Source organism: Pseudomonas sp. FBCC-B1565, from assembly GCF_059133265.1.
Genome location: NZ_CP101438.1, coordinates 4,353,868 through 4,369,939 on the forward strand (window position 1 = coordinate 4,353,868; position 16,072 = coordinate 4,369,939).

Below are 16,072 nucleotides of genomic sequence, written 5' to 3' on the forward strand. Positions count from 1 at the left end.
CTTCTCCAAAAAAAACAAAATGGGAGAGAGTCATGTCTACCAGCTCTACCGAAATCAGCGCCGTTGAGCGCTCAACCATGCGCAAGGTGGCGTGGCGGCTGCTGCCGTTCCTGATCCTCTGCTACCTGCTGGCGATCATCGACCGCGGCAATATCGGCATGGCTTCCTTGCAGATGAACCAGGACCTGGGCCTGACACCGGCGATCTTCGGCTTTGCCAGCAGCCTGTTCTTTGTCTCTTACTTCCTGGTCGAAGTGCCGAGCAACCTGGCCTTGCAGCGCTTCGGTGCAAGGGTCTGGATTGCTCGCATCATGATTACCTGGGGGCTGATTTCGGCAGGCACTGCATTCGTGCAGGGCGCCAACTCGCTCTATGTGATGCGCTTCCTGCTGGGCGCCGCGGAGGCCGGCTTTTTTCCTGGCGTACTGCTTTACCTCACCTACTGGTTGCCGGCCGCCTACCGTGGACGCATGGTTGCGATCTTCATGGTTGCCATTCCCGGCGCCAACTTCATTGGCTCGCCGCTGTCCGGCCTTCTGCTGAGCCTGGACGGCTGGTTTGGCATGCGCGGCTGGCACTGGTTGTTCATCATCGAAGGCATTCCCGCAGTGTTGCTGGGTATCGCCTGCCTGTTCGTATTGACCGATCGCCCCGAGCAAGCCAAATGGCTGAGTGACGAGCAACGTGGCTGGCTGACCAACCGACTGGCCGAAGAACGCGGCCGCAAGACCGCCATCGGGCATATCTCGTTGTGGAAGCTGCTGCGCCATAAACACATCTGGGTGTTGGCGCTGATCTATTCCGGCGCCTCTGCGGCAGGCAGCACCATGAGTGTCTGGGCACCGCAATTGCTCAAGACCTTTGGCTTGAATAACCTGGAAATCGGCCTGGTCAATGCCATTCCGTACGGCCTGGCGTCGATCCTGATGATCCTGTGGGGCCGCAGCTCCGACAAGACCGGTGAACGCCGCTGGCACACCGCGACCACCCTGTTGTTGATCACGGCCGGCCTGTTGCTGGCGCTGATGACCTCTTCACTGGTGGCAACCGTGCTGATGATGTCCATGGTGCTGATCGGCGCTTACTCGATGAAGGGACCGTTCTGGGCCCTGGTGTCGACCTGGCTGTCGTCCTCCACCGCAGCGGCAGGCCTGGCGGCAGTGGGTGCGATGGCCAACCTGATCGGCGGCGGCCTCATGGTGAATGTCTACGGCACGATCCAGCATGCCACGGGCAGCCATGCGCTGGCCTTGCTGCCGCTCGCGGCACTGTGCGCGCTGGGTGCACTCATGGTGTTGTTGATCGGACGCAAGCACCTGAACAAATCGAGTGATCCCGTGGAGTTCAACAAGGAAGCCAACGCGGGCTGATCTCCCCTATAGGCTGCACCCTCGCTGCTGCCGGGCCCCGCCCCGTCAGCAGCGTTTTATTTAGCGCGCGCGGCCAATCCTTCACGCGCATTGCCCCCGCGCGCCAATGGCAGTATTTTGCACCCTGCTCACGCACAGCCCACGCCCACCCTCACAAGGAGCCACCCCATGGTAAAAATTCGCCCGCGCCCGGCAGTCACCGGGGTTGCTTCGGCCGATCGGGTGCTGACCGTGCTCACCGCGTTCAAGATGGGCGACACCGCCCTGGAGCTGGCTGAACTCGCCGACCGAACCGGGCTGATCAAAAGCACCATCATGCGCTTGATGGTTTCCCTGGAAAATTACGGCCTGATCAGCCGCCTGGCCGACGGCCGCTATCAACTGGCCACGGAGATCATGCGCTTGAATACCGTCTACCAGGACGGGCTCGACCTGGAACGGCATATCACCCCATTGCTTCACACGCTGACCCAGGAAACCGGAGAAACGGCATCCTTTTATGTCAGGCATGGCGCTTACCGAATGTGCCTCTATCGCGTGAACTCACCGCACCACTTGCGCCTGCACCTGCAACCCGGTGATACGCGCCCCATGGACGGCGCTGCCGGCGCCGAAGCGTTGAGAACGCCGTACTCCCTGGCGGCGAAAATGATGAAACCGATTTACTCCGTGGGCGCCACGGACCCGCACGCTTCCTCGATGGCACTGCCGATTTTCGGCCCGGGGGAAAACCTGATTGGCGCGCTGGTACTCTCCGGCCCCGCGAGCCGACTGACCGCCGAACAGGCACAGACGTTGCACCCACTGTTTCAGAGCGCTGCCGTACAGCTGACCCGCAGCCTGGGGGGCGACGCGCTCGATGAGGGCGACGCTCAACCTGCGCAGAAGAAATCCCGCGCCAGGAAAACCCAAGGCTGAGCGACCACGCCCCTATCTGGTATGACGTGGCTTACGACCTCCTGGCATCAGGCACTTCAAGACCTGACAGCAGCTCATCGGTTGCGCGATCGAACTGCTCGACAAGGAAATCCAGCAAGACCCGCACGCGGGGAACCCGGTAACGGTTGCCATGCAATACCGCGTAGACGCCGGCCTCCGGGACAGAAAAGTCAGGCAACAGGACGTTCAGTCGCCCAGCACGGATATCGGCGGCAGCATCCCAGATGGTCTTACGTGCGATGCCATGCCCGGCCAACGCCCATGCGCGCGCGAGTGCGCCATCGTTGGTCTCCCATGCCTGGCTCATGGGCACGGTGTGGTTCCATGCCTGACCGTCCACCACAAAGTGAAAGGTGTTCAATGGCCCTGCGCCAGTCACCAGCACGATGAACTTGTGGTTAACCAGGTCAGCAGGGGTCTGGGGTACACCGTATCGCGCCAGGTAGTCAGGCGAAGCGCACAGTACTCGCCAGTTGGGCGCTAACTGCCTGGCGATCATCGAGCTTTCATGTGGCTGCCCAAACCGGATTGCCAGATCAATATCGTCCTGCACCAGATTCGACACCGAATCCGACAACGTCAGCGCGACGCACAGTTCCGGGTGCAACACACTGAATGCCTCAAGCCAGTCATTCAAAAGATTGCGGCCAAAGTCGGCAGACGCGGATATCCGCACCTTGCCACGCACTTCAGTTTGACTGGCTTGAAGCCCCGATTCCGCCTCATCGATAGCCCGCAATGCGACCCAGCACTGCTGCAAGTAAAACCGACCTTCTTCCGTGAGGCGCAACTGACGGGTTGTGCGATCAAACAATTTGGTGCGCAGCGCCGCCTCAAGCTTGATGAGGCGCGCGCTGGCCGCAGCTGGCGACAGTGCCAGTTTGCGTCCTGCGGCAGACAGGCTGCCGAGTGCCGCCGCCTCGACAAACAAACGCATATCACCCAATCGGTCAGTGGTCATATTCAATTCAAATTTGATAGATCATCAAATGGTAGGCCAATTATCAAATCTGTGGCAATTCATCACACTTGTCCCTCCCTTCCCACTGAGCACAGGTCATGACTGGCAAATCACATGTTGAAAATGGCTCTTTCACGACATCTAACACGCGCGAACATCTCACTACCGGGCGTCTGCCACTGGCGGCCCTGTTGGCGCTGACAATGGGTAGCTTTATCGCTACCGCCAACGAAACCGTGCCTGCAGGACTTTTGCCACAGATCGCCGAGGCATTGGGTGTGTCGCAAGCATGGGCCGGCCAGATGGTGACGCTGTGCGCACTGGGCTCAGGGTTGGCGGCTATTCCTTTGACGCTCGCGTTGCAGGGTTGGCGTCGGCGCTTGTTGCTATTACTGGCGGTCGCGGTGTTTTGCACCTGCAATGCGGTCACCGCCCTCTCGCCCTGGTTTGCATTGACGCTGGCGGCGCGCTTCATGGTGGGCATTGCCACCGGTCTGGCCTGGAGCCTGCTGGCCGGCTACGCCAGACGCTTGGTCGCCCCACAATTGCAAGGTCGCGCCATGGCGCTGGCCATGCTCGGCATCCCTTTGGCACTGGCCCTGGGGGTACCGCTGGGTGCCTGGCTCGGCAAATTGCTGGGATGGCGATGCGTGTTCGGGACGCTCTCAGGACTCAGCCTTTTGCTGATGGCCTGGATCTATCTGAAAGTGCCTGACTTTCCCGGACAACGCGCCGATCGACGCCTGCCGCTGCGCAGGGTCCTGCAAACCCCGGGGGTGCGGCCGGTGCTGGCGGTGGTCATACTCTGGATCCTGGCCCATTACACGCTCTATACCTATATTGCAGCGTTCCTGGCTTCGGTTGGCCTGGCCGATCAGGTTGATCGGGGCCTACTTGCATTCGGTATTGCGGCCTTGTTCGGCCTATGGGTGATCGGCACGCTGATTGATGGCAGGCTTCGCAGCCTGGTACTGCTCAGCCTGACAGCATTCACCCTGGTGTCGTTTGCCCTTGGGCTGGGTGACCTGCCCGCCAGTGCGATCTACATCAGCATCGTCTTGTGGGGGATGAGCTTCGGCGGCGCGCCAACCTTATTGCAAACCGCCTTGGCTGAAGTTGCCGGAGACGGCGCTGACATTGCGCAATCAATGCTGGTCACCGTCTTTAACCTGGCATTTGCAGGCAGCGGTGTGATCGGCGGTGTTCTCCTGGAAACCTGTGGGGCGAGCGCTATTCCCTGGGTAGCATTGGCGCTGCTGCTGCCGGCGCTATTGATTGTCTCGATGGCCAAAACGCAGGCTTTCAGGCGTTGACCGTTGGGCTGCGCGAACAATCGGCAATCGAGACTGGCCGAATGGCGGACACGATTCTGGACGGAACAGCAGGCAAAAAAAAGCCACTCGTTAGAGTGGCTTTTTCTTTGTGTTTGGAGCGGGAAACGAGACTCGAACTCGCGACCCCGACCTTGGCAAGGTCGTGCTCTACCAACTGAGCTATTCCCGCGTCTTGGTGATGCGCATTCTATAGAATTATCAGAACCGGTCAACCCCTTGATTCGAAAATGTTTTATTTCTTTTCAACGGTGGTGCGCAGATGCGGCCAGGCAGCGCGCAGATACTGGAGCATCGACCACAAGGTCAGGCCGGCGGCGATGAGCAGCAAGGCGTAGCCGGTCAACACCCAGAAGGAGAAGTCCGACGGGTTGGCCAGCAGGATCACCAGCGCGAGCATCTGCGCGGCGGTTTTCCATTTGCCCATGTTGGAGACGGCGACGTGGGCGCGGGCGCCGATTTCGGCCATCCATTCGCGCAGGGCGGAAACCACGATTTCGCGGCCGATGATCACGGCGGCCGGCAGGGTCAGCCACAGGTTGCCGTGTTCCTGCACCAGCAGGACCAGGGCGACGGCCACCATGAGTTTGTCGGCCACCGGGTCGAGGAACGCGCCGAACGGCGTGCTCTGTTCCAGGCGACGGGCCAGGTAGCCGTCGAGCCAGTCGGTGGCGGCCGCGAAGGCGAATACCGAACTGGAGGCCGCATAACTCCACTCGTACGGCAAATAAAACAACAGGATGAAAATAGGAATAAGCAGGACGCGTAGAACGGTGATCAGATTAGGGATATTCATCGGCACAACTGGCTACGAGGTGGAAAGGCATTCTATTCGCTGTGCAGATTCGCATAAATCAACTCAGCGAGCTTTTTACTGATACCGGGAGCTTTGGCTATTTCGTCAATGCTGGCACGGGATAGCTCCTGCAAGCCACCAAAATGTTTAAGCAAGTCGCGTCGCCGTGTCGGCCCGACGCCCGCCACCCCTTCCAGGGTTGAGGTTCGTCGGGTTTTGCCACGACGAGCGCGGTGGCCGGTAATGGCGAAACGGTGGGCTTCATCGCGGATCTGCTGGATCAGGTGCAGCGCCGGTGAGTCGCCCTTCAAGGTGAACTCATGGGCGGCATCATTCAAGTACAACGTCTCGAAACCCGCCTTGCGCGTGGCGCCCTTGGCCACGCCGAGCAGGATCAGGTCGGGCACCGCCAGTTCGTTGAGCACGTCGCGGGCCATGGACAGCTGGCCCTTGCCACCGTCCACCAAGAGGATATCCGGCAGCTTGCCCTCGCCGTCCTTCAACTTGCTGAAACGTCGGGTCAGGGCCTGGTGCATGGCTGCGTAGTCATCGCCGGCGGTGACGCCTTCGATGTTGTAGCGCCGATAGTCGGATTTGATCGGCCCTTCCGGCCCGAACACCACGCAGGACGCCACGGTGGCTTCGCCGCTGGAGTGGCTGATGTCGTAACACTCCAGGCGCTGCGGCGGTTCGTCCAGGTTGAGGACTTCGGCCAGGGCGTCGAAGCGTGCGGCGACGTGCTGTCGATTGGCCAGGCGCGCGCCCAGGGCCTGTTCGGCATTGGTCACGGCCAGTTGCTGCCAACGGGCGCGGGTGCCGCGTACGCGGTGGCTGATGTCCAGTTCGCGGCCGCGCAGTTCGTGGATCGCCTCGATCAGCGTGGGGAAGTCTTCGTGCACCACGTTGACGATGAGCTCCGACGGCAGGTCGCGTTCGGGACTGCTCACGTAATACTGGCCCAGGAAGGCCGCCATGACCTCGGCCACGTCCTCGTCGATACCGGTCTGCGGGAAGAAGTTCTTGCTGCCCAGTACCCGCCCGCCGCGCACGCTGATCAGGTGCACACAGGCGCCGCCCGGGTTGACGAAGGCGGCGATCACATCGACGTCACCGGTACCGCCTTCCATGCTCTGCTGGTCCTGCACGCGGCGCAGCAGGGAAATCTGGTCGCGCAGTTCGGCGGCCTTTTCAAAGTCCAGGGTACTGGCGGCCTGCTCCATGGCGCCGGAAAGTTCGTCGGTGAGGGCATTGCTGCGCCCTTCGAGGAACATCACCGAGTGGCGCACATCCTCGGCATACTCGGCCGGCTCCACCAGGCCCACGCAGGGCGCCTTGCAGCGCTTGATCTGGTATTGCAGGCACGGCCGGGTGCGGTTCTTGTAGAAGCTGTCTTCGCACTGGCGCACAAAAAAGGTCTTTTGCAGCAGGCTCAGGCTTTCGCGGATCGCGCCGGCGCTGGGATAGGGCCCGAAATACTTGCCCTTCTGCTTCTTCGCACCGCGGTGAATGCTCAGGCGTGGGAAGTTGCCGTCGGATAAAAACACGTAGGGGTAGGACTTATCATCGCGCAGCAGGATGTTGTAAGGCGGCCGCCATTCCTTGATCAGCGTCTGCTCAAGCAGCAGTGCTTCGGTTTCATTGGCGGTGATGGTGGTTTCGACCTGGGCGATGCGCGCCACCAGCGCGGCGGTTTTCGGCGCGAGACCGCTCTTGCGAAAGTAACTCGCCAGGCGGTTCTTCAGGTTCTTGGCTTTGCCGACATACAGCAGGCGCGCCTCGCTGTCGAACATGCGGTACACGCCGGGGCGGCCACTGCAGGTCGAGAGGAAGGCACTGGGATCAAACGGTGTGGTCATGTCAGGCGCTGGCGTCGACCATGCCGTGGCGCACCGCGAGCAGGGTCAATTCAACATCACTGCTGATGGCGAGCTTCTCGAAAATGCGATAACGGTAGGTGTTGACGGTCTTGGGCGACAGGCACAGCTTGTCGGAGATCGTCTGCACCTTCTGGCAGCCGACGATCATCAAGGCAATCTGGATCTCCCGCTCCGACAGCGCATCGAACGGCGAGTCGCTGGTGGGCTGGAAGGATTTAATGGCCAGTTGCTGGGCGATCTGCGGGCTGATGTAACGCTGCCCGGCAAACACCAGGCGAATGGCTTGCACCATCTCGGCGAGGCCTGCGCCCTTGGTCAGGTAACCGGCCGCGCCGGCCTGCAGCAGGCGCGTCGGGAACGGGTCTTCTTCACACACGGTCACCACCACGACCTTGATGTCCGGGTGGCTGCGCAACAACTTGGTCGTGGCGCCAAGACCGCCGATACCGGGCATCTTGACGTCCATCAGCACCACATCGGGTTTCAACTCCCGGGCCTTGATCAGGGACTCTTCCCCGGACTCGGCCTGACCGACTACTTGCAGGCCATCGATGTCAGCCAGCATTCGTGTAATGCCTGTACGAACGAGATCATGGTCATCGACTACTAGCACCCTAATCAAGCAGACACCTCGCGATATGGTCTTATAGGTTGCTGAACACCTTAGCAAAAAACCAAGGCGCAGACCTAGCTGCAAGCGTCATATATATAGAGTTTGAACACACAGACGCCGTCCACCCTAGGGTGAACGGCTCTGTTTGTTGGGCGGCAGGTCAGGAATCCTGGGGCTGCGGCTTGGGTTTTCCATTCAGCGAAGCTGAATGTTCGGCCAGGGTAGACGTCAAGCGGCGGATCGCAGCCTGGTCTTCCTTGAACATCGCGCGGTAGTCTCCCAGTACCTTTTCTTCAATCTGGCTCAGGTTATCCAGTTGAATGGGGGTGGCAATACCGGTCAATACGTACAACACGTCCACACCTTTTTCGGCGACACGGGACAAGTAGTCTGCTTTAGGCGCCCGCCCTCCACTTTCGTATTTACCTTGTGCGTTGGCTTCAACGCCTCCAATTTCACCAAACACTTTTTGCGACAGCCCAAGTCGCTCCCTTTCTTGCCTCAAACGCGAACCGATTCCACTCATTTGGATGTATGATCCTATTTGGCACACCCCAAGAGGTGACACACTCATCTCTTTGTTAAACAAACTTGAACGGTTTTGAACTATGCCCGGAATCCGCACTGCCGCACAAGCCAAGGCTTGGCTGGAACATCAAGGAAAGTCAGTTCAAGCGTTCGCCCGAGAACATGGCGTTGATCCGGCAACCACCTATCAAGTACTCGCGGGGCGCAAAAAGGGACGGCGTGGAGAAGCCCATAAGGTAGCGGTCCTTTTGGGCATGAAAGAAGGGGTCATCCTTTCTGAGGCTGATGGCCAAAACAACAATCAGGAAGTCGTCTCCTGAAACCAGTATGCGCTTATTAGGATTGAGCGCATGGTTTAACTGGATGGACAGATACGTTCCATGCGCCAGAAGCAGTCTTCCTCACCGACAATGCTAAATCCCATGCGCTGATAGAGCCTGCGGGCCGGGTTGGTCTTGAACACGGTCAAACGCAGCAACCCCAACGCCTGGGCCTTGAGCGCCATCTGCTGCAATACCCAACTGCCCGCGCCCTGCCTGCGGCACGCCGCAAGCATATGCAACTCACGGATGTAGAGTGCGCGGCTGTCGCGGCTCAGGCTGATAAAACCCAGCACGGCCTCGTCGTTGCAGATCAGCCAGTTTTCGCGGCCCGCCCAAGCGACATCAAAGCCATCGTTGGACCACACCAGGTCGTATTGCAGGTAATAGCGACTCATGGCCTCGAAGGTCAGGGTTCGGGCGAACGGCAATTCCTGGTCCGTCGCGGCGCGCAGGTGAAACCCCATTTACAGCACTACCACTTGACCAGCCCACGTAGCACCCTTGCGGCGGGCGATCACCAACGCCTCACCCAGGCCCGGCGCGGCGGCCAGTAAACGGCCATCGGTGGCCCAAATGGCGCTGCGACCGGCACACACATAGCCACCCGATGGCCCGCCATGGTTGGCCATCAACACCAACAGGCCATGCTCGGCCGCATAGCCCCGGAGCAACGCGCTGTCTGTTGCATAGCCGCCTTCGCTGATCAACACACTGGCGGCGTAGACAGTGGCGCCCGCCTCAGCCGCCTGGCGCGGGTGACTGGCATGGGAGAAATCCGCGCACACCGCCAGCGCAATGCGGTCATCGCCAGTGTCGAGCGCCGCACCACCCTGCCCCGCGACAAACGCCAGTTCTTCGCCAGGATGCAGATGCTGCTTGGTGTGCACCGCAAGAGAACCGTCGGCCCCCAACACCAGCGCAGCGATCAGCACACCTGCCCCTGGTGCCAGGCGGATCGGCATGCCGACCACCGCGATCAAGCCCAACTCCCGTGCCATTTCGCGCAGCGGCGCCAGCACCGCGTCCTCGGGAACAATCGCCAATTCGGCCGCCAGTGACGGTTCATAGCCGGTCAACGAGAGTTCCGGAAACACCAGCACGTGCACGCCATGGTCGGCCGCCGCGTGCATAAGGGCCAAGTGCCGCTCGATATTGGCCGGCACGTCGCCCGCGATGGAAACAGATTGAGCAGCAGCAAGGGTCAGGGCAGTCATGGTCGCGTCCAAGCAATCATCCAAGGTGTTGCAAGCATATCTCGGTCGATAGCAGTCAGTCCCCCCGCGCAATAGAAATTACTGATTGAATCCTCCTGCATCCCTCTAGTAAGCTCCCCCCCATCATTTGGAGACACACCATGTTGCAACTCACCATCCCTCAGGTTTGCCCTGCTGCCAGCGCCCCGCGCTCGGTATCGGCTACCCGTCTGAACGGTTCGAGCGCACTGGTCAGCTTTTATTTTGGGTATTGGTTTAGCCACTGGCGCGCCTGATACCTGAAATCGGCGCCCACTACTCAAGGGGTCGCCTACCAGAGAAATCTAAACCCCCGGTCGGCTCCCCGACCGGGGGTTTTGTTTTTTCAGGCCCCACTATTTTTTGACGAACACTTAAAGGACACACGACATGAACTACGCCACCTATTACCGCTACGACACTTCCACTGCATGGCGATTTAGCCAGCTCCGCTCGGGACAGCCTGCCGCCTCCGATCGGTCACCTATGGGTGGCAAGCCAACACACACAGCCAATACGGCCCATTGTCGAACACCCCAGTAGGGCCAGGCGCGCGGGAACAACCCGCCGCTTGCCCAGGAAGCCTTGAATATGAACTCTGCCACCGCCGCCCTGCCCGTTTCTGCCCTGACCAGCGCCAATGAAGCCCTGACCCAGCGCTTGCCCAGCGCGCTTGATTTAAAGCTCAAGCTGCCGCTCAGCCCGTTCCTCACTGAACAAGTCCACGCCCATCGCCACGCCGTGCGCGCCATCCTCAATGGTCAGGATTCACGTTTGCTGGTGATCGTCGGCCCGTGCTCGATCCACGACCCGGAGTCGGCCATGGAATACGCCCGCAACCTGAGGAAGCTCGCACTCGACGTCAGCGACCAGATGCTGCTGGTGATCCGCGCCTACGTCGAAAAACCGCGCACCACCATCGGCTGGAAAGGCCTGGCCTACGACCCGCACCTGGACGGTAGCGACGACATGGCCGCCGGCCTCAACCTGTCCCGCGAACTGATGCGCGAAATGCTGCGCCTGGGCCTGCCGGTCGCCACCGAGCTGCTGCAACCGATGGCGGCCGGCTACTTCGATGACCTGCTCAGCTGGGTCGCGATTGGCGCGCGCACCACCGAATCGCAGATCCACCGCGAAATGGCCAGCGGCCTGGGCATGCCCGTCGGCTTCAAGAACGGCACCGACGGCGGCGTGGCGATTGCCTGCGACGCGATGCGCTCGGCGTCCCACCCGCACCGTCACTTCGGCGTCGACAGCCAGGGCCACCCGGCGATCATCCAGACCCCGGGCAACCCCGACACCCATCTGGTACTGCGTGGCGGTCACCGTGGGCCGAACTACGATGCGCAAAGCGTGGCGCAGGTGAAACACGACCTGGCCAAGTCCAAGGTGGCGCCGCGGATCATGGTCGATTGCAGCCATGCCAACAGCGGCAAGGACCCACTGCGTCAGCCGGCGGTATTCAACGACGTGCTGGAGCAGCGCTTGCAGGGCGACACGTCGCTGATCGGCATGATGCTCGAAAGCCACTTGTTCGAAGGCTGCCAGCCGTTGAGCGCATCGATGAAGTACGGCGTGTCGGTGACCGATGGCTGCCTGGGCTGGGACGGCACCGAGCAGTTGTTGCGTAGCGCCGCCGAGCGTTTGCGCGCACGAGGCTGACCGACCAGGGCGCTGCTACAGCGGGTACAGCGCCTCATCAAATTGCTCAAGTTTCGGAAACACCAAGGGCTGTTCATCCGCCAGCCCTTGCAGCCGCCGCTCATACTCCACCAGGAAATCCTGCCGTGCCTCGGCACTGATATACGGCACATGCCACGCCACAAACGGCGCCAGTACCTCATAGCCCACATACGCCAGCGTGCCGCGCAGGATCGGTCGCAACATGTCCTCCAGCGGCCCATGAATCGCGCCCTCGCCGAACATATGCGCGCGCCCGCCCAGGGTCACGGTGACCAGCGCCCGCTTACCGGCCAGCCCGCCCTGATCGTAAAAGCGCTTGCCGCCGTAACACACGCCCGACACCAGCACGCGGTCAATCCAACCTTTGAGCATGGCCGGTGCCGAGAACCAGAAGATCGGAAAGTTGAGGATCAACAGATCGGCCCACAGCAGCTTGTCCAACTCAGCCTGAATATCCGCCGCTATCGACTGTTTCTTCACCCCCAGGCGTTGCTCCAGGGCATACACCAGGTAATCGGGGTTTTCCCGCGTGGAGAAATCCGCCGCCGACGCCACCGGGTTCCACTGCATGGCGTACAAATCACTGACCTTGACGCTGTGCCCCTGGCCTTGCAGCGTGGCGACCGCTTGATCACGTAGGGCCGCGGTGAACGACTGCGGTTCGGGATGGGCGTGAACAATCAAAACCTTCATGGGAGTTCCTCAAACAGCGCAGGCCTGTTTCAGCTCGATCAGGGTCACGCCATTGCGCTGGAAAGCGTTGCGCAGGTCCGTCTGCAATTCATCCAGGTTGTGGGGCTGGTTCACGGTGCAGCCGAACGCCTGGGCGAACAGCGCAAAGTCTGGGTTGCGCGGCAGCACACCGATGGGTTCGATGTCGAGGTCGAGCATGTCATCGCGGATCTGGCCAAGTGCGTCGTTGTTCCACAACAGCACCACCAGCGGGCTGTCCAATTCCTCCACAGCGGTGGCCAGTTCCTGGGCGGTGTAGAGAAACCCACCGTCGCCAACCAGCACCAGGCCCGGCCGTTGCGGTGCACCGAGCTTGGCACCGATGCCCGCCGGCAGGCCGTAACCCAAGGTGCCGTAGCCGGTGGGGTGCAGCCAGCTGCGCGGTGCGCGGCTGCGGTAGGTGTAGTTGCCGGTGTAGGCCAGTTGGGTCATGTCGCTGCTGATGAACGCATTGGCGGGCAGTTCGGCTTCGATGCTGTCAAGAATCGCTTGGTGGGTGGACTGCAACGGGCCGTGTCCCCGCTCAACGGCCTGGAGCAATGCCGCCACACGCTTGGCTGCCATTTCCGCGTCAGCTGACACGGTTGGCAAACGCTCCAGCAACGCCAGCACCGTCTGGTTGGCATCGCCGCGCAGCGCCACGGCACAGGGGTAGAAATCATTGAATTTACGCGGGTCGATATCCACCCGCAGCAGCTCGGCGTTGAGGGGCAGGCGCTCGCGCCAATAGTCGGTGTCAGCCATTTCCGTGCCCACCGCCAGCACCACATCGGCCTCGCTGATCAGTTGCCAGCCGGGCTCGACGCACAGGGTGGCACCGGCATTCAACGGATGATCGAGCGGCAGCAAGCCTTTGCCGGCCACGCTGGTGAAAAACGGCGCAGCCAACTGCGTGCTCAAACGCTGCAACGCCTCGCCTGCCGCCAGTGCACCGCCCCCGGCGATAATCATGGGCCGCTGGGCTGCTGCGAGCTTGGCCACCGCATGATCCAAGGCTTGCGCAGACGGCACGCCACGACCGGCGCGGCGCACCACTTCATCGCTCCAGTCGCGCTTGATCGGCGCCGCCAACACGTCCAGCGGCACCGAGATGTGCACCGGGCGGGGGCGCTCGCTGTCGAACACCGCGTAGGCGCGAGCGATCAGTTCAGGCAGATCCTCGGCACTTAGTGCGACCGCCGAAAATGCGGTGATCGGTGCGGTGATCGCCCGCTGGTCCTGGGTTTCGTGCAGGCTGCCCCAGCCCTTGCCAAGGCTGGCGGTGCTGTTGACGCTGGAGATCACCAGCAGCGGAATCGAGTCGGCATACGCCTGGCCGATCGCGGTGGCGGCATTGGTCACACCGGGCCCAGTGATCACAAAGCACACCCCCGGCTTGCCGCTGACCCTCGCATACCCGTCGGCCATGAAACCGGCGCCTTGCTCGTGGCGCGTGAGCACATGGCGAATGCCGCTGCCGGGCAGGCCGCGATACAGCTCCAGTGTATGCACACCAGGAATGCCGAACACGGTGTCCACCCCATAATTGGCCAGCAACCGCACCAGGGCCTGGCCACCGGTCATCGCGTTATCGTGCATGCTCATCTCCTAGACGTATCAATGCGTCGACCGCCGTAGCGCCCTGGGCACTGACCAACAATGGGTTCACATCCAGCTCCAGTAACTGCCCGGCGTTGGCGCAGGCGTAGTCGACCACCGCCCGAATGGCCGCGACCAATGCCTGCATATCCGCCCCGTCACGGCCGCGAAAACCTTGCAGCAACGGGGCGCTGCGCAGGCTGAGCAAGGCATTGCGGATGGCACTGTCGGTGGTGGGCAACAGCAGGCTGCGGCTGTCCTTGAGCAACTCCACCAGGATGCCGCCGGCACCGATGACCAGTGCCAGGCCAAACTCGTTTTCGCGCTTGATGCCCACGATCAACTCTGCCAACGGCGGCGCAGCCATGGCCTCCAGCAGCAGTTGATCAAACACGACATGGGGCGCATAAGCGCCGATGTGCTCGCGCATCTGCTCAAGTGCAGTGCTCAGCGCCATGCCATTTTTCAGGTTCAGCACCACCGCACCGGCTTCGGTTTTATGCGGCAACTGCGCGCTGACCGCCTTGAGCACCAGGGGATAACCAAGCACTTGGGCATCGCTGATCGCCCGGGCCGGGGTACTCAATATCCCGATTGGCGTGGTCAGGCCGAACGCGCGCAAGGCTTGTTTGGAAGCCCACTCGTCGAGGGCCTCACCGCTGCCTTGCAGAGCCTTCGGGCATAGCGGTTCGAGGATTGATTCGCCGCGCTCCAGCAGCACACGGCGATTGCTCTGGTAGCCGGCAATCCGCCCCCACGCCGCCAGCGCGTCTTCCACACCTTGCAGCGCCGCGATGCCATGGGCATGCAGGCGCTCGCGGGCATGGGCCGGCAGCAATTCGGGAAAGGCCGAGGTGACAAACCCGGTCTTGCCATGCCGGCCCAGCGCGTTGCAGAACAACTCCAGCAGCAGGTCGCACTCCTTGCGCTCACCCGTGGACTCGGCCGGGTAATCCAACACCAACAGGGCGGCATCGGCATCGGTGCGCAGGGTAGTGTCGAGCATGGCGTCGAGGGCCTCGCGATTGCCCCAGATGGCCGTGGTGAAATCCAACGGGTTGACCAGGTTGGCGTAACTGGGCAGTACCTGTGCCAGTTCACGGCGCTGGCTTTCATCAAGCTGGGGCAAGGCCAGATGATTGCGTTCGGCATAGTCGGCAATCAGCCCCGCATCGCCACCGGAACAGGCCAACGCGATCAGGCGGTTACCCGCAGGAAGGTTGCCGCATGCCGCCGCTTTGAGGGTTTCGACAAAACTCACCGGCCCGCTCACGCGGATCACGCCCAAGCGTGCAAACAGGCTGTCGTACAGCGCATCGGAGCCGGACAGCGAACTGGTGTGACTCAAGGCCAGCTCGGCGCCGATCTGCGACACGCCGGTTTTCAGCGCGATGATCGGAATGCCTTTTTCCAGGGCCTTGTGGGCCGCACGGGCAAACCCCGGCACATTTTTCAAGCCTTCCAGGTGCAGGCCGATGGCGGTGACGCGCGGTTCATCGAGCAGCACCTCCATCAGTTCGGCAATACCCAATTGCGCCTGGTTACCCACTGATGCCATGTAGGCCACCGGCAGTGAACGGTCGCTCATCGACAGGTTGTAGGCGAAGTTGCCGCTCTGGGTCAGCACTGCCACGCCCTTCTCCACCGTCTTGCCGCCATGGGCCACCGGCCACAGCGCAGCGTTGTGCAGGTAGTCCAGCAGGCCGTAGCAGTTGGGGCCAAGCAAGGCCATCTCACCCGCCGCCTTTAATAGCTGCTGTTGCAGAACAGCGCCATCGGCCCCGGTCTCGGCAAACCCTGAGGCGTAGCAAATGGCGCCGCCGGTGCCGATGGCCGCGAGTTCGGCGACGCAAGTCAGTGTAAGTTCGCGGTTAGTGGCGATGAACACCGCGTCCGGCCCGCAGGGTAAATCCGCCACGCGACGTACGCAGGGGATGCCATCGAGGCTGTCATGCTGCGGGTTGACCAGCCACATCGGCCCGGTAAAACCACCCTCGGCGCAACGCTTGAGCGCACGGGCCATGCTGCGGCCGCCGACGAAAGCCAGATGCCGGGGCGCCAACAGGCGCTTGAGGTTGTCGCGATTAGCCTGAGACATAAGCGTTCTCC

15 protein-coding genes and 1 tRNA gene are annotated in these 16,072 nt (G+C 61.6%); 5 read left to right on the forward strand and 11 right to left on the reverse strand.

Annotation, left to right across the window (positions count from 1 at the left end):
- The first annotated feature begins 32 nt into the window (after positions 1 to 32).
- The gene (locus NL123_RS20015) at positions 33 to 1,370 is read left to right on the forward strand and encodes an MFS transporter (protein WP_248487610.1); all 1,338 of its coding nucleotides are present in this window, start codon (positions 33 to 35) and stop codon (positions 1,368 to 1,370) included.
- Between the two features lie 168 nt (positions 1,371 to 1,538).
- Positions 1,539 to 2,288 (forward strand): IclR family transcriptional regulator, encoded by a 750-nt coding sequence (locus tag NL123_RS20020; RefSeq protein ID WP_494356183.1) that lies wholly within the window; start codon positions 1,539 to 1,541, stop codon positions 2,286 to 2,288.
- A 31-nt stretch (positions 2,289 to 2,319) separates the two neighbouring features.
- Here NL123_RS20020 and NL123_RS20025 read toward each other — a convergent pair whose 3' ends face one another.
- Entirely contained in the window at positions 2,320 to 3,270 is a 951-nt protein-coding gene (locus NL123_RS20025) for a LysR family transcriptional regulator (protein WP_494356184.1), read from the reverse strand.
- Positions 3,271 to 3,368: 98 nt separating this feature from the next.
- Between NL123_RS20025 and NL123_RS20030 the strand changes: the two genes are divergently transcribed.
- The gene (locus tag NL123_RS20030) at positions 3,369 to 4,583 is read left to right on the forward strand and encodes an MFS transporter (RefSeq protein WP_494356185.1); all 1,215 of its coding nucleotides are present in this window, start codon (positions 3,369 to 3,371) and stop codon (positions 4,581 to 4,583) included.
- Positions 4,584 to 4,697: 114 nt separating this feature from the next.
- Here the strand turns inward: NL123_RS20030 and NL123_RS20035 are convergent.
- From NL123_RS20035 to NL123_RS20055, 5 genes are all read right to left on the reverse strand, one after another.
- Positions 4,698 to 4,773: transfer RNA gene (locus tag NL123_RS20035), tRNA-Gly, on the reverse strand.
- A gap of 63 nt (positions 4,774 to 4,836) precedes the next feature.
- On the reverse strand, positions 4,837 to 5,397 hold the full coding sequence (pgsA, locus tag NL123_RS20040; RefSeq protein WP_003232771.1) for a CDP-diacylglycerol--glycerol-3-phosphate 3-phosphatidyltransferase: 561 nt from the start codon (positions 5,395 to 5,397) through the stop codon (positions 4,837 to 4,839).
- Positions 5,398 to 5,429: 32 nt separating this feature from the next.
- Positions 5,430 to 7,253 (reverse strand): excinuclease ABC subunit UvrC, encoded by a 1,824-nt coding sequence (gene uvrC / locus NL123_RS20045; RefSeq protein WP_248487603.1) that lies wholly within the window; start codon positions 7,251 to 7,253, stop codon positions 5,430 to 5,432.
- Between the two features lies 1 nt (position 7,254).
- On the reverse strand, positions 7,255 to 7,896 hold the full coding sequence (gacA, locus tag NL123_RS20050; protein WP_003190387.1) for a response regulator transcription factor GacA: 642 nt from the start codon (positions 7,894 to 7,896) through the stop codon (positions 7,255 to 7,257).
- Positions 7,897 to 8,047: 151 nt separating this feature from the next.
- Positions 8,048 to 8,413, reverse strand: coding sequence for a helix-turn-helix domain-containing protein (locus tag NL123_RS20055; RefSeq protein WP_058427132.1), 366 nt, complete (start codon positions 8,411 to 8,413; stop codon positions 8,048 to 8,050).
- Positions 8,414 to 8,495: 82 nt separating this feature from the next.
- On the opposite strand from NL123_RS20055, the gene NL123_RS20060 reads away from it, so the two are divergent.
- Complete coding sequence (locus tag NL123_RS20060; protein ID WP_248487600.1) at positions 8,496 to 8,735, forward strand: DNA-binding protein; 240 nt, start codon at positions 8,496 to 8,498, stop codon at positions 8,733 to 8,735.
- 35 nt (positions 8,736 to 8,770) lie between these two features.
- Here the strand turns inward: NL123_RS20060 and NL123_RS20065 are convergent, their stop codons facing one another.
- Both NL123_RS20065 and NL123_RS20070 read right to left on the reverse strand, forming a co-directional pair.
- Entirely contained in the window at positions 8,771 to 9,202 is a 432-nt protein-coding gene (locus NL123_RS20065; RefSeq protein ID WP_494356186.1) for a GNAT family N-acetyltransferase, read from the reverse strand.
- Positions 9,203 to 9,952, reverse strand: a complete 750-nt coding sequence (locus NL123_RS20070; RefSeq protein WP_494356187.1) for a carbon-nitrogen hydrolase family protein — start codon at positions 9,950 to 9,952, stop codon at positions 9,203 to 9,205.
- A 609-nt stretch (positions 9,953 to 10,561) separates the two neighbouring features.
- On the opposite strand from NL123_RS20070, the gene NL123_RS20075 reads away from it, so the two are divergent.
- The gene (locus NL123_RS20075; RefSeq protein ID WP_248487595.1) at positions 10,562 to 11,632 is read left to right on the forward strand and encodes a 3-deoxy-7-phosphoheptulonate synthase; all 1,071 of its coding nucleotides are present in this window, start codon (positions 10,562 to 10,564) and stop codon (positions 11,630 to 11,632) included.
- Between the two features lie 15 nt (positions 11,633 to 11,647).
- Here NL123_RS20075 and NL123_RS20080 read toward each other — a convergent pair whose 3' ends face one another.
- The 3 genes from NL123_RS20080 to NL123_RS20090 are packed head-to-tail and all read right to left on the reverse strand — an operon-like array spanning position 11,648 to position 16,061.
- Positions 11,648 to 12,346 carry an NAD(P)H-dependent oxidoreductase gene (locus NL123_RS20080; RefSeq protein WP_248487593.1) on the reverse strand — a complete coding sequence of 233 codons (699 nt, stop codon included), beginning with the start codon at positions 12,344 to 12,346 and terminating at the stop codon, positions 11,648 to 11,650.
- Positions 12,347 to 12,355: 9 nt separating this feature from the next.
- Positions 12,356 to 13,963 carry a 5-guanidino-2-oxopentanoate decarboxylase gene (locus tag NL123_RS20085; RefSeq protein ID WP_494356188.1) on the reverse strand — a complete coding sequence of 536 codons (1,608 nt, stop codon included), beginning with the start codon at positions 13,961 to 13,963 and terminating at the stop codon, positions 12,356 to 12,358.
- Positions 13,953 to 16,061 (reverse strand): acetate--CoA ligase family protein, encoded by a 2,109-nt coding sequence (locus NL123_RS20090; RefSeq protein WP_494356189.1) that lies wholly within the window; start codon positions 16,059 to 16,061, stop codon positions 13,953 to 13,955. The genes NL123_RS20085 and NL123_RS20090 overlap by 11 nt, the downstream gene beginning before the upstream one ends.
- Positions 16,062 to 16,072 lie beyond the last annotated feature (11 nt).